The 25,617-nt window shown below is 61.0% G+C and carries 22 protein-coding genes; 15 read left to right on the plus strand and 7 right to left on the minus strand.

Translation table 11 applies throughout. The features are described from left to right. Positions 1-1,385 (plus strand): phosphoenolpyruvate carboxylase (locus ACT8II_RS03395; protein ID WP_443813000.1); only part of this gene is annotated, 1,385 nt, incomplete at its 5' end. Positions 1,386-1,635: 250 nt separating this feature from the next. Here ACT8II_RS03395 and ACT8II_RS03400 read toward each other — a convergent pair. The 5 genes from ACT8II_RS03400 to ACT8II_RS03420 all read right to left on the minus strand — a co-directional run bounded on the left by ACT8II_RS03400 (position 1,636) and on the right by ACT8II_RS03420 (position 4,659). Next, entirely contained in the window at positions 1,636-1,908 is a 273-nt protein-coding gene (locus ACT8II_RS03400; protein ID WP_443813001.1) for a hypothetical protein, read from the minus strand. Between the two features lie 433 nt (positions 1,909-2,341). Then, a complete protein-coding gene (locus ACT8II_RS03405; RefSeq protein ID WP_317440246.1) occupies positions 2,342-2,587 on the minus strand; it encodes a helix-turn-helix transcriptional regulator in 246 nt (81 codons plus the stop codon). Between the two features lie 2 nt (positions 2,588-2,589). Next, positions 2,590-2,883 (minus strand): DUF2975 domain-containing protein, encoded by a 294-nt coding sequence (locus ACT8II_RS03410; protein WP_317440247.1) that lies wholly within the window; start codon positions 2,881-2,883, stop codon positions 2,590-2,592. 32 nt (positions 2,884-2,915) lie between these two features. Next, entirely contained in the window at positions 2,916-3,038 is a 123-nt protein-coding gene (locus tag ACT8II_RS03415) for a hypothetical protein (RefSeq protein WP_294159223.1), read from the minus strand. Positions 3,039-3,057: 19 nt separating this feature from the next. Then, complete coding sequence (locus ACT8II_RS03420; RefSeq protein ID WP_443813002.1) at positions 3,058-4,659, minus strand: hypothetical protein; 1,602 nt, start codon at positions 4,657-4,659, stop codon at positions 3,058-3,060. Between the two features lie 357 nt (positions 4,660-5,016). Between ACT8II_RS03420 and ACT8II_RS03425 the strand changes: the two genes are divergently transcribed. The 3 genes from ACT8II_RS03425 to ACT8II_RS03435 all read left to right on the plus strand — a co-directional run bounded on the left by ACT8II_RS03425 (position 5,017) and on the right by ACT8II_RS03435 (position 10,034). Next, positions 5,017-6,411 (plus strand): ATP-binding protein, encoded by a 1,395-nt coding sequence (locus tag ACT8II_RS03425; RefSeq protein WP_317440249.1) that lies wholly within the window; start codon positions 5,017-5,019, stop codon positions 6,409-6,411. A gap of 387 nt (positions 6,412-6,798) precedes the next feature. Next, positions 6,799-8,553 carry an aspartate--tRNA ligase gene (gene aspS / locus ACT8II_RS03430; protein ID WP_294159267.1) on the plus strand — a complete coding sequence of 585 codons (1,755 nt, stop codon included), beginning with the start codon at positions 6,799-6,801 and terminating at the stop codon, positions 8,551-8,553. A 590-nt stretch (positions 8,554-9,143) separates the two neighbouring features. Next, positions 9,144-10,034 carry an ROK family protein gene (locus tag ACT8II_RS03435; RefSeq protein WP_443813003.1) on the plus strand — a complete coding sequence of 297 codons (891 nt, stop codon included), beginning with the start codon at positions 9,144-9,146 and terminating at the stop codon, positions 10,032-10,034. A 111-nt stretch (positions 10,035-10,145) separates the two neighbouring features. Here ACT8II_RS03435 and ACT8II_RS03440 read toward each other — a convergent pair whose 3' ends face one another. Beyond that, on the minus strand, positions 10,146-10,700 hold the full coding sequence (locus ACT8II_RS03440; RefSeq protein ID WP_118654412.1) for an NADPH-dependent FMN reductase: 555 nt from the start codon (positions 10,698-10,700) through the stop codon (positions 10,146-10,148). 346 nt (positions 10,701-11,046) lie between these two features. Between ACT8II_RS03440 and ACT8II_RS03445 the strand changes: the two genes are divergently transcribed. From ACT8II_RS03445 to ACT8II_RS03490, 10 genes are all read left to right on the plus strand, one after another. Then, a complete protein-coding gene (locus ACT8II_RS03445; RefSeq protein WP_443813004.1) occupies positions 11,047-11,979 on the plus strand; it encodes a type I phosphomannose isomerase catalytic subunit in 933 nt (310 codons plus the stop codon). Between the two features lie 486 nt (positions 11,980-12,465). Beyond that, a complete protein-coding gene (locus ACT8II_RS03450) occupies positions 12,466-12,774 on the plus strand; it encodes a thiamine-binding protein (protein WP_118654414.1) in 309 nt (102 codons plus the stop codon). Positions 12,775-12,928: 154 nt separating this feature from the next. Beyond that, positions 12,929-13,681, plus strand: a complete 753-nt coding sequence (locus ACT8II_RS03455; RefSeq protein WP_294122469.1) for an ABC transporter permease — start codon at positions 12,929-12,931, stop codon at positions 13,679-13,681. A 148-nt stretch (positions 13,682-13,829) separates the two neighbouring features. After that, on the plus strand, positions 13,830-14,882 hold the full coding sequence (locus tag ACT8II_RS03460; protein WP_294159239.1) for an ABC transporter substrate-binding protein: 1,053 nt from the start codon (positions 13,830-13,832) through the stop codon (positions 14,880-14,882). 204 nt (positions 14,883-15,086) lie between these two features. Then, on the plus strand, positions 15,087-15,818 hold the full coding sequence (locus ACT8II_RS03465) for an ABC transporter ATP-binding protein (RefSeq protein WP_443813005.1): 732 nt from the start codon (positions 15,087-15,089) through the stop codon (positions 15,816-15,818). A gap of 410 nt (positions 15,819-16,228) precedes the next feature. Beyond that, complete coding sequence (locus ACT8II_RS03470) at positions 16,229-16,462, plus strand: FeoA family protein (RefSeq protein WP_118654417.1); 234 nt, start codon at positions 16,229-16,231, stop codon at positions 16,460-16,462. 148 nt (positions 16,463-16,610) lie between these two features. Continuing rightward, on the plus strand, positions 16,611-16,832 hold the full coding sequence (locus tag ACT8II_RS03475) for a FeoA family protein (protein ID WP_302741339.1): 222 nt from the start codon (positions 16,611-16,613) through the stop codon (positions 16,830-16,832). A 185-nt stretch (positions 16,833-17,017) separates the two neighbouring features. Next, the gene (feoB, locus tag ACT8II_RS03480) at positions 17,018-19,258 is read left to right on the plus strand and encodes a ferrous iron transport protein B (protein ID WP_443813006.1); all 2,241 of its coding nucleotides are present in this window, start codon (positions 17,018-17,020) and stop codon (positions 19,256-19,258) included. Between the two features lie 316 nt (positions 19,259-19,574). Beyond that, entirely contained in the window at positions 19,575-19,796 is a 222-nt protein-coding gene (locus ACT8II_RS03485; protein WP_118654420.1) for a hypothetical protein, read from the plus strand. Between the two features lie 63 nt (positions 19,797-19,859). Beyond that, the gene (locus ACT8II_RS03490; RefSeq protein ID WP_443813007.1) at positions 19,860-21,788 is read left to right on the plus strand and encodes a fructose-1,6-bisphosphatase; all 1,929 of its coding nucleotides are present in this window, start codon (positions 19,860-19,862) and stop codon (positions 21,786-21,788) included. A 49-nt stretch (positions 21,789-21,837) separates the two neighbouring features. Here ACT8II_RS03490 and ACT8II_RS03495 read toward each other — a convergent pair whose 3' ends face one another. After that, positions 21,838-22,215 (minus strand): helix-turn-helix domain-containing protein, encoded by a 378-nt coding sequence (locus tag ACT8II_RS03495; protein ID WP_443813008.1) that lies wholly within the window; start codon positions 22,213-22,215, stop codon positions 21,838-21,840. A gap of 331 nt (positions 22,216-22,546) precedes the next feature. Here ACT8II_RS03495 and ACT8II_RS03500 point away from each other — a divergent pair, with 331 nt between their 5' ends. Next, complete coding sequence (locus tag ACT8II_RS03500; protein WP_443813009.1) at positions 22,547-25,579, plus strand: AfsR/SARP family transcriptional regulator; 3,033 nt, start codon at positions 22,547-22,549, stop codon at positions 25,577-25,579. Positions 25,580-25,617: the final 38 nt, after the last annotated feature.

Below are 25,617 nucleotides of genomic sequence, written 5' to 3' on the forward strand. Positions count from 1 at the left end.
GTGCGCTCGCCGACATTCGCGAGCACGGCATCCACGGGGAGCTCGCTCCCATGACGCGCGAGGTGCTCGACACGTTCCGCGCCATCGGCTCCATCCAGAAACGCTATGGCACCAAGATGGCGCGCCGCTACATCATCTCGTTCACCAAGAGCGCCCAGCATGTGGCCGACGTCTACGAGCTCGCGCAGCTCGCCTTCGCGCATGCCGAGGACGTGCCGATGCTCGACGTGATCCCGCTGTTCGAGCAGCTGGAGGATCTCGAGGGCTGCGTGGACGTGCTCGAGGAGATGCTCAAGCTCCCCGCCGTTCAGGCGCGCCTGGCGCAGACCGGTCGCCGCATGGAGGTCATGCTTGGATACTCCGATTCCTCCAAGGACGCCGGCCCCACCACCGCCACGCTCGCCCTGCACTCCGCACAGGAGCGCATCGCCGCGTGGGCGGAGAAAAACGACATCGACCTCGTGCTCATGCACGGCCGCGGTGGTGCCGTGGGCCGTGGCGGTGGTCCTGCCAACCGCGCGGTGCTGGCCCAGCCCGCCGGCTCGGTGAACTGCTTCTTCAAGGTCACGGAGCAGGGCGAGGTCATCTTCGCGCGCTATGGCAATTCCACGCTGGCACAGCGCCATGTGGAGAGCGTCGCGGCGGCGACCCTGCTTAACTCTGCGCCCTCTGTGGAGCGCACCAACACCGAGACCACCGAGCGGTATGCCGACATGGCCTCTGTGCTCAACCGTGCGAGCCACAAGCGCTACCTCGACCTGCTTAACGCCGAGGATTTCACCCCGTGGTTCTCGACCGTCACCCCGCTTACCGAGGTCGGCCTGCTGCCCATCGGCAGCCGTCCGGCCAAGCGTGGCCTGGGCGCCAAGTCGCTTGACGACCTGCGTACCATCCCGTGGGTGTTCTCGTGGAGCCAGGCACGCATCAACCTGGCCGCGTGGTACGGCCTGGGTACCGCGTGCGAGGAGCTGGGCGATCTGGAGTTGCTGCAGCGCGCATACCGCGAGTGGCCGCTGTTCAGCACGTTCATCGACAACATCGAGATGTCGATCGCCAAGACCGACAACCGCATCGCTAAGATGTACCTGGCGCTGGGCGACCGCGATGATCTTGCCGCGAAGGTGTTTGATGAGATGATGCTCACGCGCTCGTGGGTGCTGCGCATTGTGGGCGACGCGTGGCCGCTGGAGCACCGCCGCGTGCTCGGCCAGGCGGTGCGTGTGCGCAACCCGTTTGTGGATGCCCTTTCGTTGGCGCAGGTCCGTGCGCTGCGTGAGGTCCGCGCCAACCAGGACGAGCTGTCCGAGGAAGCCAAGGCCGAGTACATGAGCCTCGTGCTGGAGACCGTGACCGGCGTCTCCGCCGGCCTGCAGAACACGGGGTAATCCGGAGTACGATGCTCCCACAGCGCCCCCGCAGGTTGCTTTGCCTGCGGGGGCGTTTTTTTGTTCGCGGCGGTACGTGGCGTCAGCAGGCACCGACCTCGACGCGTGCCGCGCCCGCAGGAGCCGGACCCCGCCACGTGCCGGACCTGTAAGAGCCGCACAACGCCGCGCGCCGGACCTACGGATTGACATTGCCTATGCTGCCCATAGGCAATCCCGGCCAAGGGCGGAAGCTGATGACGAAACCCGGTTAGTCTATGCGCCACACGGGATCGGCAGCAGTGCCGGTGACCAGCAGCTCGGGTTGGTTTCCGTGCCATGCCAGCGCGTAGTCATCTCGCGCGACGGGGTCGACGCCGTCATCGCACCCGAATGCCGCGTAGTATTCACCGAATCCCACCCCGCCCGGCACGACGTATGCGGTCGTTTCCCCATAGAGCAAAAAGTTGTAATGGACGGCGACAACGCGGTCGCCTGCCGGGCTTGGCGGATTGAGGACGTGGGTAATTGTCAGAGATAGCAAAAGCCCTTCGGCGAATATCGTCCAGGCGGATGCGCATAGGGCGCATGTGAGCATGATGCGACTCAGGTGTCGCATGAGATGGCCGGGGCAACGTGCGGCACGGCTCGCGTCTCGTGCGAAACGATCTCGGGGGCGTATGAAGCGGTCCATGCACCGCACGGAGTGGTCGAGGCTTCGTAGGAAATGACCCGTGTGTTGTGTGAAGCGACCCGGGATCCGATCCCGGGATGTTGATTCTGCGTCGTCACGCTGCTGCCTCCGATACAAACGAGAGGCGAGCATCAACGCGGGGCATATGAGCGCTACCAGGAATATGGCGAGGCTCCTGCATGACGCGATTGCGACCGGTCCTATGAGGAGGGGCGTATCAAGGGAGCTCGGTACGAATGCGTGCAGCGCAAGAGCCGTCCCACCTGCGACGCACGCCGCGAAATCAGTGCGCATCGACGCCACGGGAATGGAAATCCCCGTCACGCTCCGGCACGTACTCCAGAATGTCGCCTGGCTGGCAGTTGAGCTCCCGGCATATGGCTTCGAGCGTGCTGAAACGGATGGCCCGGGCCTTGCCGGTCTTGAGGATGGAGAGATTGGTGGCGCTGATACCCACGCGCCCGGACAGTTCGCCGAGCTTCATCTTGTGCCGCGCGAGCTCCACGTCGAGGTTAATCTGAATTCCCATGGCTACACCGTTAGATCTGCGTCGTCTTTGAGCTCGGTCGCACGCATGGTGAGGTGGACGAGCGCGAATGCGATGGCGCTCAGACAGAGGCTCCCCATGAGGAGCGCGATGGCAACGATGAGCGAGTAGGGGGCCGCGGCGGCAAGTGGAATCCACAGGAGGGCGCATGCGAGCCACGCGATCGCGGCGGCTCCGTACCAGAGCGTCGCCCGTGAGAGGAGTCCGGCTGCCCTGCGTTCGAATCCCCCATTATCGCCGACGAGCGTGAACACGCGCCAAATGTAGGAATGGTGCAATTGGGGACGTACCCCAATTGCACCATTTTGCCTTACAGCGCCAGCAATCCCTGGTCAAAGGCGCTGGGGAACAGGAACGTGCGGTGTTTGGGGTTGCCGTGCTTGTCCAGGCCCAAGACGACCTCGATGCGTCCGCCCTCTCGGTCGATGTCCACGTTCACCTCTTGCTGCTCTCTATAGGGGCATTTGACTGCTGTCGTACTCGATGGACGCCGCAACGACCCCGTCAAAAGTGAAGTTCAACCGTACGTTGTCATGGGGAATCACGTCGTACTCCCAGGGCTTACCGTTGTGATCGGCGTTCCATTCGGTAACGGCTCGGCAGTACTCTCGCGCAGCCTTTGCCTTGGCACGAACATCTTCATTGTCGACGTCCTTCGCCGCTTTGGTTTCGACCATGTAAATGCGATTGTCGGTCTCAACGATGAAGTCGGGCTCATACCGTTTCGTGGAGGCAGAGTCATAGTAGATATTGAACTGCTTCGGCGAGGGTCTCATCCATCGTAGAACAGCGCCATCATTTTCGAGGATTATAGCGAGTGTTCTCTCAGTGTTGCTGTCGAACTTGTATAGGGTGTGGCACGCCTTCTTGAACCCTCCAAAAACCTTTGAGCGCACCTCTCCAACGGGCACGTTGGAGTGCAGGTCGAAAATGTCTTCGGCTGCCATCTTGCTGCCAAAGCCGCTCTCTATCTTCGAGAACGGACGCATCTGGACGGTCTCGTACCCGGTCTCCTCTCGGTAGAAGTGCTCATTCATTTGAAGGTAGATCATCTCGGCGATGCCCTTCTGATGTTCGCGCATCACCTGCTCGGCATCGTCTTCATTGAGGTAGGTGAGAAGGTGTTCCTTGAGCTCGTCGATGAGCGAGTACAGCAGGTCGGCGCACTCGCCGTATTCGATGTTGTCGCGCACGATGATGTGGCGAACGATTCCATTTTCCGGGGTATCGACGTGCGTCTTGGCAGCACTGCTGACGTCCAAGCTTACGGTGCGGCCACCTTCCATGAGTTCGGTGCCAACGAGTTTGTCTCCCGTCGGCCTCCAATTCATGTTTCGCGTGTTCAAATGGAACGGGTGGTAGCCGCGCTTCACTTTGGCGAATGGCAGAACAACAGCCCGGGGGATTGGGATGATGCTGTCGGTGAGCGCCTGCACGCAGGCTTTCATGGTGGTTTTAACGACGGATGTTAGTCTTTCCTCGGAGAGGTTGAGTCCCGGGAACTGGCGCATGGTCTCGTGGGCTACGCTTGTTGTGGCTATCTCGAGGGTTCGCTCATCGCTGATCGCATCGAACGTCCGGACCTGTTTGTTGAGCTCCTCTGTCGTTTTCGATGAGAGGGCGGCGACGAACCGAGCGACTTCTTCCATCTGCTCGGCAGTTTCCGTCTCTTCGGGCGAGGTTGCGCCGACGGCGCCTTTCAACGCCAGGGCGACATGGCCGACAAAGCTCTCATCGCCGGTGGCGGTGTCATAGACCGTGGGCATCTCGACCGTTGTCTGCGCTTGGGGGACATCGCCTCCAAGGGAGGGATCAATGAAGTAGACTTTGCGGACGAGCGAGTTTGGGTCATTCGCCTGCTTGATGATCTCGGCGTATTTGTTGTGGCTCACAATGGTGAGGCGGTCGATATGCTCATCTCCCGTGCGGCTGCCGTAAGGCAGGCGAAGGCCGCGGCCAATCGTCTGCTCAGTGAGGGTGTCGGAGGCGGAGGTGCGCAGCGGAACGATGGTGTAGAGGTTGGTGACGTCCCAGCCCTCTTTGAGCATGTTCACGTGGATGACGATTTCAACTTTGTTGTCCGGTCGCTCGAGGGAGAGCAGAAGCTCAATGTTCTCGTCCTTCTCGGCGCCCTTCTTTGTGGAGTTAACCTCTATGCCTTTATAGCAGCGGATTCTCCCTGCTCATGTGCTCCTAATGTCGAATTGTGGAAGTTCCTAATGTCAGATTTGGGAACATTGCCAACCATTTAAATGGAGCTGGATTAGACCCATGTGCACACAAGCGATGGCTGTTGCAATGTCGAACGTGACGACTCGGTTTCAGTCTATGTAGGTCCGATAATGTATCAAATCGTGATTTATATAATCGTGATATGATGAATCCAGATTCTCAAAAAGAGGGTGGGCAGCATGGGCTTTATCGGTCGTTCGCAGGACATGGGCTTTCTCGAGAAGTGCTATCGGAAAAAAGATGCTCAGCTTGTGATTATGTATGGCAGGCGGCGCGTTGGTAAAACCGAGTGCCTTCGCCAATTTTCCAAAGACAAGTCGTGTATCTGGTATTCATGTACAAAGGAGACGGATGCACTTCAGCTGCGCGGATTCTCCCAGAGAGTTCTCCTGCGTCTCCCTTCAATCATGAGGCATCTCGATTCATTCCAATCGTGGGGTGACGCATTCGAGGCGCTTGCCGACGTGCGGGACGGGGAAAGAACGCTTGTAGTCATCGATGAGTTTCCCTATGCGGTCGATGGCAACAAGGCCCTGCCCTCAATCTTGCAGAACGTTTGGGACGAGACCCTTTCTCGTTCCAATATCATGCTGGTGCTTTGTGGCAGCTCGATCAGTTTCATGGAAGACGAGCTTCTTTCTGAAAAGAACCCTTTGTACGGTAGGGCAACGGGTGTATGGAAGATGCAGCCAATGGGGCTTAAGGACGCCATCGGATTCTTTCCAAACATGACGCCTCAGAGCCAGCTCGAGGCATATTGCATCCTTGGTGGAATTCCCCATTACCTCAAGCAGTTCGACCCAGACCTGAGTATTCGGGACAACGTGTGTGAGCACATTCTCTCGCGAGGATGCGCCCTGTACACCGAGTCGGACTTCCTGCTGAGGCAGGAGTTGCGTGAACCTGCGGTTTACAACGCGATTTTGGGTGCTGTCGCCGCGGGCGAGACAGGCCTTAACGGAATAGCCCAAAAGACACTCCTCGATCAGCGAACCGCGAATACGTATCTCAAAAAACTGCAGGAGCTTCGAATCGTAGAACGCGAGTTTTCCGTTAACGCGGGGCAGCAAGAGCGCACCAAGGCTGGCCGGGGCTTGTGGCGCGTTGCAGACAATTTCATCTCGTTTTGGTACGCGGCAGCGCAGCCTTGGCTGTCGGAGCTGGACGCAGGCGGTGCTTCCCAGGTTTGGGAATATGAAATAGAGCCCAACCTCAACCATATGCTCTCCAAGGCGTTTGAGGACGTGTGCTTGCAGTGGCTGCGAAGTAAGTCCCTTGCTGGGGAGCTTCCGTTTAGGCCCCAAGAGCTGGGACGATGGTGGCAAGGCGCCGAGGAGATCGACATGGTGGGAATCGGTCCCTCGAAGAGCCGTCTGCTTGGCGAGTGCAAGTTTAAGACCAGTCCGGTGGGCCCTTCTGTGCTGCGCGAGCTTGAGGAAAAGCGGATGGTCAGCTTTGCTCGCTACGATTGTTGGAGGTTCCTTTTTTCAAAAAGCGGCTTCACGGATGACGGAAGCTGGGCGAAAGGGCTTGATCGAGTGGAACTTGTTGACGCCGTTGACCTCGTGAGCTGATGTTCGGGGTGTTGGGGCGGTTGACCTGCTGGGCAAACCGTTCGGGGCTCTTGCCGCCATGTAATTCTGCCATTGGCATGCCCGACCACACCCTCCAATGTTCCCAGCCTGTTAAGACAACGTGAGCCGAGGACTTTTCCATGCTAAAGCGCCGGGCTTTCCGCTATCCTAGTGAGCTGTCGCGCGCGGAGGGCCGCTGTGGCGAGGGGCGATTCCATCGTCGATCCCGGCAGCCGGAATCCGTGTTCGCGATATGCCGAGCCGTGCTGTCTACGCGCCCCGGCAGTCTGTACACCAGCCGCCCGCTTACGGCACGGGGCGGCACAGATCAACAAGGAGGAAGCAGTGGCACAAGACTGCACCACCAACCCCGCCAACATGCATTCCATGCACACCCACACCTGCGGTGAGCTCCGCTCCGCCAATATCGGCGAGGAGGTCACCCTCACCGGTTGGGTGAGCCGTCGCCGCGATCACGGAGGCCTGATCTTCTGCGACCTGCGCGACCGTGAGGGCATCACGCAGATCAACTTCGACCCCGAGCATTCCGACGGCGACGCCTTCAAGATCGCCGAGACCATGCGTCCCGAGTGGCCCATCCTCGTGCACGGCGTCGTGCGCGACCGCGGCCACGACGCGGTGAACCCCAAGCTCGCCACCGGCGAGATCGAGGTCCTCGTCGACCACGCGCAGGTGCTCAACCGCTCCAAGACCCCGCCGTTCCAGATCGAGGACGGCATCGAGACCGCTGAGGACACGCGCCTGCGTTACCGCTACCTTGACCTTCGTCGCCCGGAGATGGCCGCCCGTCTGCGCCTGCGCTCCGACTTCACCTTCGCCATCCGCTCGGCCCTGCACGACCGCGCCTTCACCGAGGTCGAGACGCCGGCCCTGTTCAAGTCCACTCCCGAGGGCGCTCGCGACTTCGTGGTGCCCAGCCGCCTGCAGCCCGGCAACTTCTACGCCCTGCCGCAGTCCCCACAGCTGCTCAAGCAGCTGCTCATGGTCGGCGGCGTCGAGCGCTACTACCAGGTCGCCAAGTGCTTCCGCGACGAGGACCTGCGCGCCGACCGCCAGCCCGAGTTCACGCAGGTGGACATCGAGATGAGCTTCGTCGAGCAGGACGACGTCATGGCGCAGCTCGAGGACGTCCTCGCCGATGCGTTCTCCAAGGTCGGTGTCGAGATGCCCACGCCGCTGCGCCGCATCTCCTACTGGGACGCCATGGACACCTACGGCTCCGACAAGCCCGACACCCGCTTTGGCATGGAGCTCGTGGACCTCACCGACGTGTTCGCCGGATCCGCCTTCAAGGTGTTCGCCAGTGCCGCGAACACGCAGGGCCACGTGGTCAAGGCCATCAACGCCAAGGGCGCCGGCACCTGGCCGCGTGCTCAGATCGACAAGCTCGCCAAGGTCGCCGCGACCTTCGGCGCCAAGGGCCTGGCATGGATCGCCTTCCGCGAGGACGGCTCCATGAACAGTCCCATCGTCAAGTTCTTCACCGACGAGGAGATGGCCGAGCTCCGTCGCCGCTGCGACGTCGAGCCCGGCGACCTGGTGATGTTCGCCGCCGGCCCGCGCCTCGAGGCAAACGAGATCCTCGGCGGCATGCGCTGCCACATGGCCGACGTGCTGGAGCTCCCGCGCGAGGGCCACGACTTCCTGTGGGTCGTGAACTTCCCGCTGTTCCATTGGGACGAGGAGGGCAAGCGCTACGAGGCGGAGCACCAGCCCTTCACGCTGCCCCACATCGACGAGCTGCACCTGCTCGACGAGGACCCGCTTAAGATGGGATCCTGCACCTACGACTTCGTCATGGACGGCTTCGAGGCCGGCGGTGGCGGCATGCGCATCCACGACTCCGAGCTGCAGCTCAAGATGCTCGAGTTCATGGGCTTCACCGAGGAGCGCGCCCGCGCGCAGTTCGGCTTCCTCATGGAGGCCCTCGAGTTCGGCGCCCCGCCGATGGGCGGCTTCGCGCTCGGCCTCGACCGCGTGTGCATGCTGCTCGCCGGCACCGACTCCATCCGCGACGTCATGGCGTTCCCCAAGACGAGTTCCGGCTCCGATCTCATGTCCGCGGCTCCGTCCGAGGTGAGCCTGGCGCAGCTCAAGGAAGTCGGCCTGCGCCTGGAGTAGCCTCGCTTTCCCAGGCACCCCACCTCGCCCTTCAATCGTCGGGCGCCGCACGCAAGGCGTGCGCCCTCCTCTTTCAGAGCGATCTGGGGCACCTGGAAAACCGAGTGGCTGCGCGAGGTGCCCGGCATTGCCCTTCAATTTGGGGACAGGCACGTAATTGAGGTCCAAATCTTGCGTTTGACGGGGAGGCAGCCAGTTGGCCGCCTCCCCGTCTTACAAAAAACGACAATTTGTACCAATGGGGCGCCGTGTTGGAACTTTCGGCGCCGGTGGCTCTAAAGAAGACGAACAAATAATGGCAAGATGTCTAATATCTTCATCGCGTGGCATCGCTTAGGGCGTCTCAATCGCACCTGTTTCTCAAAAACGTCTTCGTCAGCGTTGATTTCGGTACAGATTGTCGATATTTGTAAATGATGGCGACGATATAGCATAAGGAGTCGGGCTGCGCCTGGGGTAGCTCACATGTCCGTATCTCAATTTAGTGCCTGTTCCTCAATTGAGGTACCAATCACCTCCGTTGACCATATGGATGGGTATTGGAGTTTTATACTGGGGTGACGGATGAAGCCGACCCGAGGGAGGGTGTTATGGACCAGCAGTTGATCGGTGCGATCGAGGCGGGAGGCACCAAGATGGTGCTGGCGACCGGCTATGCCGATGGAACGATCGTGGAACGTGCGAGCATTCCCACCGAGGAGCCTCAGAAGACGGTTCCCGCTATGGTCGAGTGGTTTATTAACAAGGGGATTGCCGCCCTTGGTATCGCTGCCTTTGGTCCCACGGCGGTCAATCCCAAATCGCCCAACTACGGTCACATCCTGCAAACGCCTAAGATCGCTTGGCGCGGCTATGACTTCCTTGGCGAAATGGCCCGTGGGCTCAACGTACCCTGCGGCTACGACACCGACGTGAACGGTGCATGCCTGGGCGAGGTCATATACGGTGCGGGCAAGGGCCTCGACAACGTGATCTACATCACGGTGGGCACCGGCATTGGCGCGGGTGTGTACGTTGGCGGGCATCTGCTCCACGGCATGCTGCATCCCGAGGCCGGGCATATCGCGCTTGCGCGCGTGCCGGGCGATGAGGGCTTCGCGTGCAACTGCCCGAGCCATGAGAGCTGCTTCGAGGGCCTCGCCGCCGGTCCCGCCGTGGTCGCCCGGTACGGCGTGGAGCGGGCGTCCGACATGGCCGACGACGAAGGATTCCTCGAGCTCGAGAGCACGTACATCGCCCAAGGTATATGCACGTATATCTATACACTCTCGCCGCAGCGCATCGTGTTGGGCGGTGGCGTGCCCGATCACGCCCCCAAACTCATGGCCCGCGTGCGCGCCAAGGTACTCGAGCAAATCAACGGGTATCTGGCGACGCCCGAGCTCGCGGATATCGATACCTATATCGTGTCGCCCGCCTGCGACGGCAACCAGGGCGTGCTTGGTGCCATCGCCTTGGGCGCCAGGGCACTCGAGGGCTAACACGGGGTTCCCTGCTTCTAACACGAGCACGGTGCCGTAAGGATATCGGATGGCGCCGCGCGGCCAGTTAGATGGCCGCGCGGCGCCCCCGTAAAACGCGCTTTTGTTGCATTAGCGCTCGAGCGCTGCCAGGTAGTCGTCCACGGCCGCCCCAAGGGCACCGAGAGTCCCTGGTTCCGGCGTCAGGACATCGCTGCTCCACTCTTCGGGCGTGAGGGAGATTCCCAGACTCGGCCCGCCGATGATTTGAACACCCATGGCGCTGAACAGCCGTTCTAGATCCTTGCGCATGCCGGCGGTGGCGTTTCGTCCGCCAACGCCGCTGATGGCAGCGCGCTTGCCCTTGATGGCGGACGGGCTGGTGCGGTCATGCTCGTCGAGGGGGCGCGAGAGCCAGTCGAGGAGGTTCTTGAGCCCTCCCGGAATCTGGTAGTTGTATTCGGGCGAGAAGAACCACAGGCCGTCGGCGGCGAGTACGGCGTCGCGAACGCGTTGCACCGCCTCCGGGGCTGGCCACTCGATGTCCTGGTTCATGAGGGGCACATCGCCCCAATCGAGGAAAGTGACCTCGGCGCGATCGCCGATAATGCGTTCGATCTCACGTGCGAGTTGATGGTTAAACGACTGCTTGCGCAGCGAACCGACGATCATGAGGATACGGGGCATGCGAGCTCCTTTCGGATGGTGGGCGCCTTCGCGCGCCCGTATTCACATGGTTCCCGCAGGGCATCAATCAATACCTACCGAATAGGTATACATAAAACGTACGCGAGAGAAGCGTGGGTTCATCATGATGGGGGTGCCTGGCCTACGGGACCCTATCGGCCGCGTGCGCCCCATCGCTTCGCGCGATTCCGCCATCCTGTGACGCTGGGGGGGTGCGTGCGGAGGCCCCGCGGCGCTGTGCCGTCGATTCTCTCAGCGTACGTAGTGGGGCGTGAGTACAATAGAGGTCGGATCGGGCGTGCGTGCCTTCGATCCGAATGTCGATTCGCAGGAGAGGATGTAGGCGATGGATTCGATCATCAAGCTCGTGCCCGATTTCAAGGGCAAGATCTGGGGCGGACGCCGCATGGCGAGCGATTTTGGGTATGACATCCCGGATGGCCCCGTGGGCGAGTGCTGGGCCATCTCCGCGCATCCCAACGGCGATGACGTCATCGCCACGGGCGAGTCCGCCGGCAAGACCCTCTCCTGGCTGTGGGCCAACCACCGCGAGCTGTTCGGCAACTGCGAGGGCGACGTGTTTCCGCTGCTCGTGAAGATCATCGACGCCGCCGCCGACCTGTCCATCCAGGTGCATCCCGACGACGCGTACGCCGGCGAGCACGAGAATGGCAGCCTCGGCAAGAAGGAGTGCTGGTACGTCCTGTCCGCCGACGAAGGCGGCACCATCGTCGTCGGTCAGAACGCGCGCTCGCGCGAGGAGTTCGCCCAGATGGTCGAAGAGGGCCGCTGGGATGAGCTGCTCAACGTGATTCCGATCCACGCCGGCGACTTCTTCCAGATCGACCCCGGTTGCGTGCACGCCATCAAGGGCGGCACGGTGATCCTCGAGACGCAGCAGTCGAGCGACGTGACCTACCGCGTGTACGACTACGATCGCCCTGGCGACGACGGCAAACTGCGTCCTCTGCACCTCGAGCAGTCCCTCGACGTCATCGACTACGCCATGGAGGCGCCCGAGTCCGGCGAGATCACCGCGCCCGAGGTCGACGGCGTAACGGTGCTCGTGTCCAACGACTGCTACACCGTAGAGCGCCTGCGCGTCGACGGTGAGCTGAAGTTCGCGACGCCCTTCCCCTTCACCTGCGTGAGCGTCATCGAGGGCGACGGCTCGATCAATGGCGAGCCAGTCGTCAAGGGTAGTCACCTGCTGGCACTTTCCGCCTGCGATGAGCTGGTGCTCACGGGCGACATGACGATCATCACCTCGCATCTATAGCGTTTTCATCACGCCGCGGCGCATCGTCGCCATTTCTGCCCGAAAGGGCTCCCGGGTTTCCGAGGTCTTTCCTGTCTTCAATCGAATGCGGCCTTCGGTCGCGAAATCGTCTCGATTTCGTAGCTGAAGGCCACTCTCGGCACGAGCCGGCGAGATATGCGAGCGAGGGCGGTCTTCAATTGCGCGTCCTGGCTGTCCCTCAGCGCCTTGTTGTCCTATACTCACCTGTGTACCAACGGGGAGCTGGCGGAGGCCGGCTGAGAGGAAGCCCGTGGGAGCGGATGCGCTCGCCCGTCAATCGCGGGGTGCCGCGCGTCCATCGGCGATATGCAGCGTCGTCGTCTTTCCCGCACCGCTTCGACCCACAACCTGATCCGGGTAATGCCGGCGTAGGGATTGAGCAGCCTTGCTCCGAGTGAACAGATGCGAGCGGGCCCCTACGGAGATGAGGGGCCCGCTTTTTTGTGACCCCGGAAAGGAAGGCCTATGGAGGCAAGCGTCGCGATCCAGGTCCTGCCCCAGCGCGTGGGCGGCAACGACGAGGTGTGTCGCATCGTCGACGAGGCAATCGCCTACATTCAGACCAAGTTCCCCGACGCATATGTGGGACCCTTTGAGACCACCATTCAGGGCGACTACGACCTGTGCATGGAGGTCGTCGCGGGCGTGAACCGCATCTGCGTCGAGGCGGGCGCGCCCGAGGTCGCCACCTACGTCAAGATTTTCTTCGCACCCGAGGAGGGCGTCCTCACCACCGAGGAGAAGATTTCCAAGTACCACGAGAACGATGCGTAAGGACGCGGGCACATCGAGCACCAAGGCGTGCGGGGGTACCGACGTTCGCGATGGCTCCGCATCACCGGCGACACGAAGTGCGGATATGAACAAGGTTCATGTCGCTGATGGTGCGCATCTGGAATGCAAGGCGGGGTCCCGGACGCGGTCTGCGATGCTCACGAAGCTTGTGGCACCGTTGACCATCGTTGCGCTGCTTGGGCTGTGGCAGCTCGCATGCTCGACAGGCCTGGTGCCTCCGTTCATGCTGCCGAGTCCGGTGCGCGTGGTGCGGGCGCTCGTAGATGACTGGCCCTTGCTCGCGGGTCACGCCGCGACCTCGCTTGCCGAGGCGGGCATGGGCTTGGCCACCGGCGTCGCGCTCGGCTTTGTCGCCGCGCTTGCGATGGATCGCTTCGATCTGCTGTACCGCGCGTTCTACCCCATTGTGGTGCTCACTCAGACCATCCCGACCGTCGCCATCGCACCGCTGTTGGTACTGTGGTTTGGCTACGGGATGTTGCCCAAGGTGGTGCTCATCGTGGTCGCCACGTTCTTTCCCATCACGGTGGGATTGCTGGAGGGGTTGCGCTCCGTCGACCCGGACGAGATCGACCTCATGCGTGCCATGGGCGCCTCGCGCCTGCAGATCCTGCACCACGTCAAGCTGCCCGCCGCCCTGCCGCAGCTCTTTAGCGGCCTCAAGATCTCGGCGGCGTATGCCATCGTGGGCGCCGTGATTGCCGAGTGGCTCGGCGGTTTTTCGGGTCTGGGCGTGTACATGACGCGGGTGCGCAAGGCGTATTCGTTCGACAAGATGTTCGCGGTGATCTTTTTGATTTCCGGTCTGAGCTTGGTGCTCATGTGGGTAGTGGATGCGCTTCGCCGCGCGCTCATGCCCTGGGAGCGCCTGTCGCGTGAGCCGTAAGGGACCCGTCGCCGTGGTGTGCCTGCCGTCGTGGACGAGAGGGGTAGGAATGTCGAAAATACCCCTCGTTTTGAAGCGATTTTTCGTCATTCCTGCCCATTTGCTGATCGACACCATATCGCAATGATTTTTTAGAAAGAGGTTTTCCATGTTTACAGATGAAAACAGCCTGATTGTTTCACGCAGGGCGGCGTTGGGCGCCGGTGCCGCGGTTCTAGGCACTGCCGGCGTTTTGGCGCTTGCGGGCTGCGGCGGTGGTAGCTCCCAAGGATCCGGTTCCTCGTCGGGAGAGGGCTCCGGCCTTCGCAAGGTGACCTTTGCCCTGGACTGGACGCCCAACACGAACCACACGGGCGTGTACGTTGCCGCGGAGCGCGGCTACTACAAAGAGGCGGGCCTCGAGGTCGAGATCGTGCAGGCCCCCGAGAACGGTGCCGATGCGCTCGTGGCCGCAGGCGACGCCGAGTTTGGTGTGAGCTTCCAGGACACCATGGCAGCCTACGTTTCCGGCGATGACAAGCTGCCGGTGACGGCCATCGCTGCGATCATCCAGCACAACACCTCGGGCATCATCAGCATGAAGGACAAGGGCATCACGAGCCCCGCCAAGATGGCAGGTCACACGTATGCCACGTGGGAGATGCCCATCGAGCAGGGCGTGATCGAGCGCTGCGTCGAGACGGACGGCGGAGATTTCAGCCAGGTCGAGATGATTCCCTCCACGGTGACCGACGAGGTCACCGCGCTTTCCACCGATCAGGTTGACTCGATTTGGATTTATTGGGCCTGGGCGGGCGAGAAGTGCAAGCTCGCGGGCCTCGATACCAACTACTTCGCCTTCGCCGACATCGACTCGGTCTTCGATTACTACACGCCGGTGATCATTGCCAACGATGATGTCATCAAGCAGGACGCGGACATGGTGCAGGCCTTTGTCGATGCGACGCGCCGTGGGTACGAGGATTGCATCGCCGATCCCGAGGGTGCGGCCGAGATCCTGCTGAAGGCTGCTCCGGAGCTTGAGAAGGAGTTGGTCGTTGCGAGCCAGACGTACCTGGCCGAGCAGTATCAGGCCGATGCAGAGGCTTGGGGCGTGATTGACCAGGACCGCTGGGATGCGTTCTTCGAGTGGGTGGGCGACCAGGGCTTCGCCGATGCGATTGAGCCTGGTGCCGGCATGACAGACCAGTTCTTGTCGTAGCGCGGCGGTATCGGCGGATGCTTGCATTTCGATAGGGCATGAGATCAAAGAGCGGCTTTTGGGGAAGGTTTACTGGTATTCGTTACCTGCGGTTTCTTCTGCAAACGATGCGGGATACTCGAAAAACAGCGAAAAACTGCCCCCTAAAGCCGCGCTTTGCTCAGAGGGAGTGAATTTCAAGTGGCGCACTTGGAAATACAGGGGGTGTCAAAGGGTTTCGACGGTGTCGATATCCTTGAGGGCATCTCGATGACGGTCGAATCTGGGCAGATCGCCTGCTTACTCGGCCCTTCCGGGTGTGGCAAGACTACGCTGTTCAACGTGGTGGCAGGGCTTTCTACTCCACAATCGGGGCGGGTCTTGCTCGATGGCGAGGACATCACGGGGAGCCCAGGGCACCTATCCTATATGCTGCAGAAAGACCTACTTCTGCAGCACAAGCGCATTATCGACAACGTTTCGCTGCCGTTGGTGCTGCGTGGTGTCCCTCGCGATGAGGCACGTGTCCAGGTCGCGGGACTCTTTGAGACGTTTGGGCTTGAAGGTACGCAGATGCGCTGGCCCAGTGAGCTCTCGGGCGGGATGCGCCAGCGTGCCGCCCTGCTACGCGCCTACCAGTATTCACGCGATTTCATGCTGCTCGACGAGCCGTTCTCGGCACTTGACGCCTTCACGAAGGCGGACATGCACACGTGGTTCCTCGACGTCGCCGAGCGCATGGGCACGACTTCTCTTATCGTGACGCACGACATCGATGAGGCGATCATGCTGGCAGATCACATTTACGTGATGCGCGGAAACCCCCAGGCGGGAGTGCCCACCACCATCGTGGGGGAGGAGCTCATCGCTTGTCCCCGTTCCGCCCGCGCCGAGTTCGCCGTGAGCGAGGCGTTTCTCGTCCATAAGCGCCGGATTATGGGACTGCTCGGTCGATAGCCCCCTCCTTTCCTCTCTTTTGTTCACGCTTGGCACATGATGTTGAGGTTTTTCGTACTGTTTTTGCATACTTCTGAGTAGCGATCGATTATGTCCCAACGCGACCTGCGGTTTTATCGACTCAAATGAGGGTGTACTTGCCAATTCGCAAAAGTAATACGAAAAACCTCAACTTCTGGCGAGAAGTGGCATGTGGGTCCGTTGTGCCGTGCCCGTCAACGCCCGCGAGAAGTGATTGCGTGTTATTCCGATGCAACCTGCAGCACTGGTGTGAAGTGACGCATGAGCAGTTGAACGCCTCAAAAGAGTGAGGTATTTCAAAAATGTAACAGATGGCAAACTTTCTAGTGCCAATGTGCTTCCGTTGTGTTAGTTTAATTAGGTGAACATTCCAATGGAGGTGCTTCGTCATGCAGAAGATTGGTCAGACTTTGCCGTTGTCGCTGGTACGAGCTGGTGAGACGGTCACTGTATGCCGGGTTCGCGGCAACGAGGACATGAAGCGCCACCTGCAGGAGATCGGCTTCGTCGATGGAGCCGAGGTGCATGTCGTCTCATCGTCGGGGTCGAACATTATCGTCCTCGTTAAGGGGGCGCGGTTTGGCATTGACGCCAAGGTTGCGCAGCACATCATGGCGGCCTAGCCGCGCGTGTGAGGCTTGCATCGTGCAACGGAATCGGGCACACCGGTGCGTCTGTGCTCATCGGTACGCCCGAGACCTCTGTGCGTTCGATCGGTATGACGAGACCGTCTACGCCCGGGATGTTCAAGATCTGCAGAAAGGGGGAAGTATGAAAACGCTGGCAGAAGTAGAGGTGGGGGATAGTGCCACAGTGGTTAAGCTCCACGGCGACGGTGCCCTTCGCCGTCACCTTATGGACCTGGGGCTCATCAAGGGCACGCCGTTCAAGGTCGTGAAGGTCGCTCCGCTGGGCGATCCGGTGGAGATCACCGTGCGCGGCTACGAGCTGTCCATCCGCAAAGAGGAGGCCGCGATCGTCGAGGTCGTCTGATGCGCCGGACGCGCATTGTCATATCGGTAGAGTTAGCCATATCTAACAAGTGAGAGGGAAACGGGGACATTTCCAAAAGGTGCATTGAGTCGCAACCGATCAGCATCTCGTGAAATCGCTCCCGTCCTCACCTGGGCGAACTCAGCAACGAATACGTTTCAAAGCCAAGAGAGAAGAAGGATCGCATGGCGAATCCAACACTGCATATCGCGCTTGCCGGCAACCCCAACTGCGGCAAGACCACTCTGTTCAACCTCATCACCGGTGCCAACGGGTACGTGGGCAACTGGCCGGGTGTCACGGTTGAGAAGAAGGAAGCACCCCTGTCCCGCGACAAGGGTGTGATCATCACCGACCTCCCCGGCATCTACTCGCTGTCCCCGTATAGCCCTGAGGAGCGTGTGAGCCGCGATTACCTTATGAGCGGCGAGCCCGACGCGGTCATCCAGGTGATTGACGCGACGAACCTTGAACGAAACCTGTATCTCGCGCTCCAGGTCATCGAGACGGGGCTTCCCGTGGTCGTGGCCCTCAATATGGCTGACCTCGTGGAGAAGAGCGGTGACCGGATCGATGTCTCCGCCCTCGAGAAGAGCCTGGGTTGCCCGGTCGTCATGATCTCCGCACTCAAGAACAGGGGGGTGGACGAGCTCATCGCCGCCGCCCGCAAGGCCGTCACGGCGAGATGCGGGACGTCGGAGGCCACCGCATGCCGACATGCCTTCGACGCCGCGATCGAGGGCGTTCTCGAGCGGATTGAGGCGCAGATTCCCGCGTCGGTCGAGGTTGGCAAGCGCCGCTACTACGCGGTCAAGTTGTTCGAGCGCGACGCCGAGATCTTGGCGGAGCTCTCCCTGCCGCAGGCGTCCGTCAAGCGGATCGAGGAGCTTGTGGCCGCGTGCGAGCGTGACTGCGACGATGACGCCGAGTCCATCATCACCGGCGAGCGCTACGCCGTGATCGCGCATATCGTGGATGCGTGCCTGCATCGCGCGCCGGCACGCATGAGTACTTCGGAGAAGATCGACCGCATCGTCACGAATCGCTGGCTCGGCCTGCCCATCTTCGCCCTGATCATGTTCGGCGTGTATTACCTGGCAATTTCCACGTTCGGCACCGCCATGACCGACTGGGTGAACGACAGCCTCTTCGGCGATGGTTGGGAGCTGCTCGGTGCCGCTATGCCGAGCGTGCCCGCCCTGTTCGAGGGCTGGCTCACGGCCGCCGGCGCATCCGACATGGTCATCTCCCTGGTTTGCGACGGCATCGTGGCCGGCGTGGGCGCCGTGCTCGGCTTCATCCCGCAGATGTTCGTCCTGTTCGTGCTCCTGTCCTTCCTCGAGGACTGCGGCTACATGGCTCGCGTCGCGTTCGTGATGGACCGCGTGTTCCGCCGTTTCGGCCTCTCGGGTAAGTCGTTCATCCCCATGCTGGTGTCCACCGGCTGCGGCGTGCCCGGCGTGCTCGCCACCAAGACGATCGAGAACGAGAAGGACCGCCGCATGACGGTCATGACCACGACGTTCATCCCGTGCGGCGCCAAGCTGCCCGTGATTGCGCTCGTCATGGGCGCGCTCATCGGCGACGCCGAGTCCACGTGGATCGCGCCGCTCTTCTACTTCCTCGGTGTTGTAGCGGTCATCGTCTCCGGCATCATGCTCAAGAAGACGCGTCTGTTCGCCGGTCGTCCCACGCCCTTCGTCATGGAGCTGCCGAGCTACCACATGCCGAGTGCGCGCAGCTGGGCTTTGCATGTGTGGGAGCGCGTGAGCGCCTACGTCAAGAAGGCCTTCACGATCATCTTCGCCTCCACCATCGTGGTGTGGTTCCTGTCCAACTTCGGCTTGTTCGACGGCGCCTTCGGCTACCTGCCCGCCATGGCGGGAATCCCCGAGGAGTTCACGGACCACTCACTGTTCGCCATGGTTGCGGGTGCGGTGAGCTGGATCTTCGCCCCGCTCGGCTTCGATACCTGGCAGGCCACGGCAATGTCCGTCACGGGTCTCGTTGCCAAGGAGAACGTCATGGCCACCGCCGCGTCGCTGCTGCACCTGACCGACGCCACCGAGACCGACCCGAGCCTGTGGTCCGCGTTCGCGGCGCTCTTCCCCAGCGCGGGCGCCATTGCCGCGTTCGGCGCGTTCAACCTGCTGTGCGCTCCGTGCTTTGCCGCCATGGGTACCATCCGTGCCCAGATGAACTCCGCAAAGTGGACCGCCATCGCACTCGGGTATGAGTGCGGCTTCGCCTGGGTGGTCGGCCTCATGATCAACCAGTTCTACCTAGCGGCGACCGGCGTGGTCGGCGTGTGGACCATCGTCGCCGTCGCATTCGCTGTGGCGATTGTGTTCCAGCTCGTGCGCCCCATGCCCTCGTATGCGTGGGATGACGCGGGCATAGGATGCGCCTGCGCCACAAAGGCTTAGCCCCTTTTTGGCAGCTGGGTCGAATGTGCAGCTATCCACCGTGATGGTTGGGATGCAATCCGGCTGCCTGTGCGGGCTCGCGGCTCGTTTCGACGCGGTGCTCGACGGACATGCTTGCATGCTCGGGCATCCGCTTGCCGCAAATACGGCGTTTTTGTAACGAGTTTTTTGACAGCTCGAGTAGACCCCTGTTTTTGCCAACAAAACCCCAGTTGGCAAGTGCGCAAAATGGGCCTGTACGTAGGAGCCTTCGGATTTCGTTACAAAAACGTCCGATTTCGGGCATGATGGGTTTGTCTTTAGAAAAAGGAGTTGTATGTCGGCTATCGACTTTGTGATTCTCACGTTGGTCGCGGTGGCGTTCATCGCGGTCGTGCGTCGTATTCGCAAAAAGGGGACGTGCGCTGATTGCGCGAGCGCGGGATCGTGCAGCGGGTCATGCTCCAGCTGCTCCTCGTCTGGGCACGCGGCTTGCCCCGCCTGCGAGGGCGTGGACCGCGTGGCCGAGAAGCTCGCTCGCAACGTCGACAAATCGTGAATCCGCGGCGTCCCGTGCTAAGCTGGGCGTGAACGCTCTGCCAGCCAGCGGGAAGGAATAACCGTGAATTCGTTCGGTCGGACCGACCAATCCCTCAAGTACTTGCGTCTTCTTTCCCAGCAATTCCCCACGCAGCAGTCCGTCTTCACTGAGATCATCAACCTGCAGGCAATCCTCAACCTGCCCAAGGGCACCGAGCATTTCATGAGCGACCTGCACGGCGAGTACGAGGCGTTCCTGCACATCCTGAACAACTGCTCGGGCGTGGTACGGGAGCACGTTGACGACATCTTCGGCGACACGCTCGCCGAGGAGGAGAAGGCGGACCTCTGCACGCTCATTTACTATCCGCACGAGAAGCTCGAGCTTGCGCATCGCATGCACCTCGATTCGCCGAGCTGGTACAAGACCACCCTCGACCGCCTGCTGGTGGTGACGCGCTCGCTTTCCAGCCGGTACACGCGATCCAAGGTGCGCAAGGCGATTCCCCACGATTACGCCTACATTATCGACGAACTGCTGCACACGCACCCGGACGAGAACAACTACCGCGTCCGCTATCACGAGCGCATCATCGATTCGATCTTCGAGACCGATGCGGGTGAGGACTTTATCTGCTCGCTTTCCGACCTGGTCAAGCGCCTGGTTATCGATCATCTGCATCTGGTGGGCGACATCTTTGACCGCGGCGGCGGGGCCTCGAAGATCATGGACCGGCTTTCGAGCTACCACTCCTTCGACATCCAATGGGGTAACCACGACCTGCTATGGATGGGTGCCGCAGCGGGCCAGCCCGCCTGCATCGTCACGGTGCTGAGGAATAACCTGCGCTATGGGAACTACGAGATTCTCGAGAACGATTACGGCATCTCCCTGCGCGAGCTCGTCGCGTTCGCGGAGCGTACGTACCGTCCGGTTCCCGAGGGCGTGTCGGGATTGGCGACGACGCTCACGCCACTCATGAAGGCCGTGAACGTCCTGCTTTTCAAGCTCGAAGGCCAGATCATCATGCGTCATGCCTGCTTTGACATGCACGATCGGTTGCTGTTGGAGCGCATTGATTTGGAGGCGGGTACGGTCCGACTGGCGGATGGTCGGGATTACGCGCTCGCGACGTGCGATTTCCCCACGTTCGACCCAGAGCGCCCCTATGAGTTGAGCGAGGACGAGCAGCACATTGTAGACCGCCTGGTGGCGGAGTTCACCACCGCGGATCACCTGCATCGCCACGTCAACATCTTGTACAGCCACGGATCCATGTATCTGGCGCATAATCGCAACCTGCTCTTCCACGGGTGCGTTCCCATGAACGAGGATGGAACGTTTTCGAGCATGAACTGCCTGGGCACGTGGCGGAGCGGTCGTGACTACCTGGACTTCTGCGATGAGATTGCCCGTCGCGCTTGGCGTACGCACGACCAAGATGCCCTGGATTGGATGTGGTACCTGTGGATTGGCATGAAATCCCCTGCGAGCGGGCGCCTGGTCAAGACGTTCGAGCGCACGTATATCGATGACCCTTCCTGCTGGCAAGAACCCATGGATCCGTATTTTGAGCTGACGCGCGACGAGGGCGCCTGTGACGCCATCATGGCGGAGTTCGGCTTGATACCCGGAACGGGACACATCATAAATGGGCATACGCCCGTGCACACCTCCGAGGGCGAGCAGCCCATCCGCGCGCACGGACGCCTCTTGGTGATCGATGGAGGGTTTTGCAGCGCATACCATCCTAAAACGGGGATTGCGGGGTACACCCTGATCTCGAGCTCGCGCGGGTGTCGCCTCAAGGCGCATCAGGCATTCGAGAGCGTTGAGGCGGTGCTCGCGCGTAACGCCGATATCGTGAGCGAGACCGATCGGTTCGATGTCGCCGAACGTCGTCGTATGGTGAGCGACACCGATACCGGCGTGCAAATTCGCGAACAGATCGCCGACCTGCGCGCCCTGCTTGAGGCGTATCGCACAGGTGTGTTGGAGGAACGCCTGTAGACGACTGCCCCCATCGGCGTCAAAGCGGCTTTGCCGCAACAGAGCCTCGCTACCGGAGCAACTCCCAGGGTTCTTTGCCGAGGGCGCAGGCGAGTCGGTCGAGTGTCGAGAGCTTGAGGTTGTCGCGTCCCTGTTCGATAAGGTCGAGCGTGACCCGGCTGATGCCGAGCTGCAAGCTGAAATCGACCTTTGACAGGCCGAGATCTTTGCGAATGGCGCAGATGTTCCTGCCCAGGGTATGTTGCGAGCTCTCATTCATGCTACGAGCATGCCCGCGCAAAAAAGTGAAACGTAAACTGCGCTTTACGTTTCGGCCTTTCGCATAGGGATTACAGAAGTGCGGCGAGGGGCGTCCCTTCTTGTCATCGTGCAGCGAGCTGCTGCCGTTCATGGCGATGCGGGCTTTGCTGCATGCGGAGTTATCCACATGAGGGATACGCCGAGATGCTCCAACCTTACGGCGGCCCGACAAAAATCTGCCGTCTGTCCGCCTTCTTTCAACACTGACGGAATTGTAGGTATCTTCGAAAATGAATAGGGGGTACGTAAAGTGCGCCTACAGCGATATGAAATGCAGAAAGTATGCGCAAAGATAGAAATATAGCCACAATTCATGCAGAACGGGAGGTTGGCCTGGAATTGCGGAAAACCTGACACGCATCTGACGCAATGCCAAGCGATCAGACATGTACCTGACGTTGTGCCATCGACGTTTCGTACCGTTGTAGACGAGCGGTATCGGAAAAAGGAGAGCGGATATGGCACAGGTAAAGACGTGCGATTTGGTCGAAACCGAGCAGAAGGCACCGGAGGGTGAGACGGGTGGAGCCCAAGAGGGGGTGTCAGTTCCAACGCTGAGGAGAGCCGTCCATCGTGCTCGCATCTTGAGGGACATTAAGCTGCGCGCGAACGAGGTCAGTGCGACCATTGTGATAGCGCCCGACGGGTTTGGAAAGACGACCCTGCTTTGCCAGCGCGTGGCGGAGGTCCAACGGGACTCCAGTCGCGGCGTCGCACGCATGATCGATGCGGCGGGGATGGATGGCGAGGAGCTGTATGGGCTGCTGGGAGAGTTGGAGATGCATCTTGATGCCCGCATGCGCCCGCTGGTTGCAATCGACAACCTTCCAACGCTCCATGGCGCGGCACTCGAAGGAATTGCGGGAAGGATGCGCTCACTTCATCGGAGGGGCTTCGAATTCTTGCTGGCATGCCTTCCCGGCAATCGCGCATTCGCGAACGGTATGGGCGATGCCTACAAGATCACGCCTCAGGCCCTCGTGGTCCGTCCGCGCGAATACTCGGATTGGACGCGGATGCTCGGAATCTCCGGTGAGCTCGACGTGTACGATTTGACCCAGGGGATACCCGCGCTCGTCGCGATGCTCGGCATTGTCGACGGTCGGCAGCTGAGCTTGGAGGCGTTTTCTCGCGCAGCCGCGGCGTTGTACCAGGGCGCGCTCGAGGAGTTGCGTCGCGGAAGGGATTCCCTGTACCGAACGGCCTGCCTGCTCGTATTGACGGGCGCGGGATCGCTCCGCGACTTCGAGCGCATCGGTATGCGTGTGCGCGTGCAGAGCTGGTCGCGCATCGCGCGCGAATACCCGTTGTTCGGAGTGGATGTTGAGCAGGGGACGTATCGCTGTCTGGTGCAGGGAAGCAAGGCAATGGGCGAGCTGTGTCGTCAGATGACGCGCGCACGCCCGCTTTTCGCGGTGCGTGCCATCAAGATCCTCATGGCGGCGGACAACGTCGACCGTGCCGCGTGCATCGCGGGCATGCTCGAACATACCGAGGATGCACTGGGGGTCCTGACGGAGCACCCGACTTCGTTTGCGTTGAGCGGCAATGTGGCGTTCGTGCGCGACATGATGGAGTCGATGGGGGATGTCTCCGCGGCGTCGACGCCAGTGGGAGGCGTGCTGGCGCTGTATCTCTCGGCATTGATGAGCGGGGAATTTCGTCTCGCCCGTGCATTGGGCAGTGAGCTCAGGCGCAGGAGGAACGAGATCAAAGGGGAGGTTGCGCCGGAGTCATGGGCGCAAGCACGTGCCTTGTGCAACATGTGGCCGGATTGTAGGGGCATTGGCCTGCCCGAGATCGACGCCGCGTTCACGCAGGGGCATGCGACCGTCGCATCCCAAGATCTAGAGCTTCATGCCAGGATATATGCGGAGCTCATCGGTGGATCTGGGGACGTCACGCTCGAAAGTCACATACAGGGCTTTACTGAGCTGTCCGGCGAAGGAGTGTCCATTCCTCGGGTGCTGCTTGCGTGTGATCGCGCACTCGTCGATGCGATGTGTGGGGATATGGGTGATGTCCGAGCGATGGATGCGAGCATGCAAAGGATGGCGACGAGGCTTTTGGAGCGCAAGGTAGCGCCCATGGCCACGCATATTCGCATGGTCGCCGCGACGTGCAGATTATTCTCCGGTCTTCCCATTGCCGATGAGCGCGCGTTCGTCGATGCCGGCACGCTGTCCGTTCGCACCTCGGATCTTGCGACGCAATTGTTCTGCCTGGTGGGAGAGGGTTGGCAGGCCCTTGTTCTCGGGCAATGCTCCAACGCCCTGTTTCGCGCACATCAGGTGCTCAAATTGGCAACTGAGGACCAGCGCGTGGTGATGGCATGGGCTCGCATGCTCGAATGCTGTGCGCATCTCGCCGACACGCCCCGTATGGCACTTGATGGCGAAGCGGACCTGCTTGATCTTGCAGAACCGGCGCAGACACCGGCCGAGGCTTGGACGGCTGCGTTGAGACTCGCTGCGGCCCATAGATCGTCGGAGCTCAGCGCATGGTGCTCGCTGAACAAGAAGATGCTGCTCACCAAGGGCTTCACCGCGTTCGCCCGTCAGGCGGTCGCCGTGCTGGGCGATAAGGTGGGGCTGATCACCCGGGTGCTCCCCGGCGATTATGCGATGGCCGCCGGAATGGATTCGGAGCCCGCGCCGCGGGAAGGCGAAGCGCCTTGGGAGGGCTCAGACGATGCGGATCTGCTGTTGGGCCAGGTGAATGTGAGGCTCTTTGGGGGATTCCAAGTTGAGCGCGGTGGCCATGTGGCGACCGACGCAATCTGGCGACGCAGGAGGGCGTGCATCATTGCCGCCCGCCTCGTCTTGGCTGCGGGGGCCTTTGTGGGGCGCAAGGAGATCGGAGAGGAGGTGTGGCCCGACAAAGACTATCTTCATGCGCGTGAGACGCTGTACGCCGGCCTTTCGTCGTTGCGGTCGGCTTTTGGCCAAAGTGACGATGGCCCCCAATATGTGCTGACGCAAGGCGAGGGGGTTGCCATCAACACGGAGTATGTGGTTTCGGATACGATGCGTTTCGATGCTCTTGCCAGGGACATTCTTCTCGGCCGCGCGAGGACGACGGGCAGGCAGCTCATCGAGGCGTGTTTGCGGCTGGATGAGCTTTATACCGGCCCCTTGTACGTCCCGAACTTTGGAGATACCTCATTCTATGTGCGGCAGCGGCGCCTGTACCAAACCAAGTTCGTGGACTGCATGATGCGCGGCGCGCATGTGGCACTGGAGCTGGATGATCTGCCTGTCGCCTCATGGCTTATCGATGCTGCTTTGCGCCAAGCCCCGCTGCGGGAGGACGTCATCCGTGCCGCGATGCACATATACGACAAGGGCGGGCGTCGTCGCGAGGTGGTCGAACTGTACAACAGCCACGTACATGTGCTGGAACAGGAGCTGCACTCCCTGCCCGAGAGGGAAACGCAAATGGCGTACGAGGCGATAATTCACGGTGATAGAGAGGTGGAACTCTTGGCTTAGCGTCACCAGGGTCCACTGCAGAGCGAACTCGTGCAAAA

Origin of the sequence: Collinsella sp. (assembly GCF_052346665.1) — a bacterium.
Lineage (GTDB): Bacteria > Actinomycetota > Coriobacteriia > Coriobacteriales > Coriobacteriaceae > Collinsella.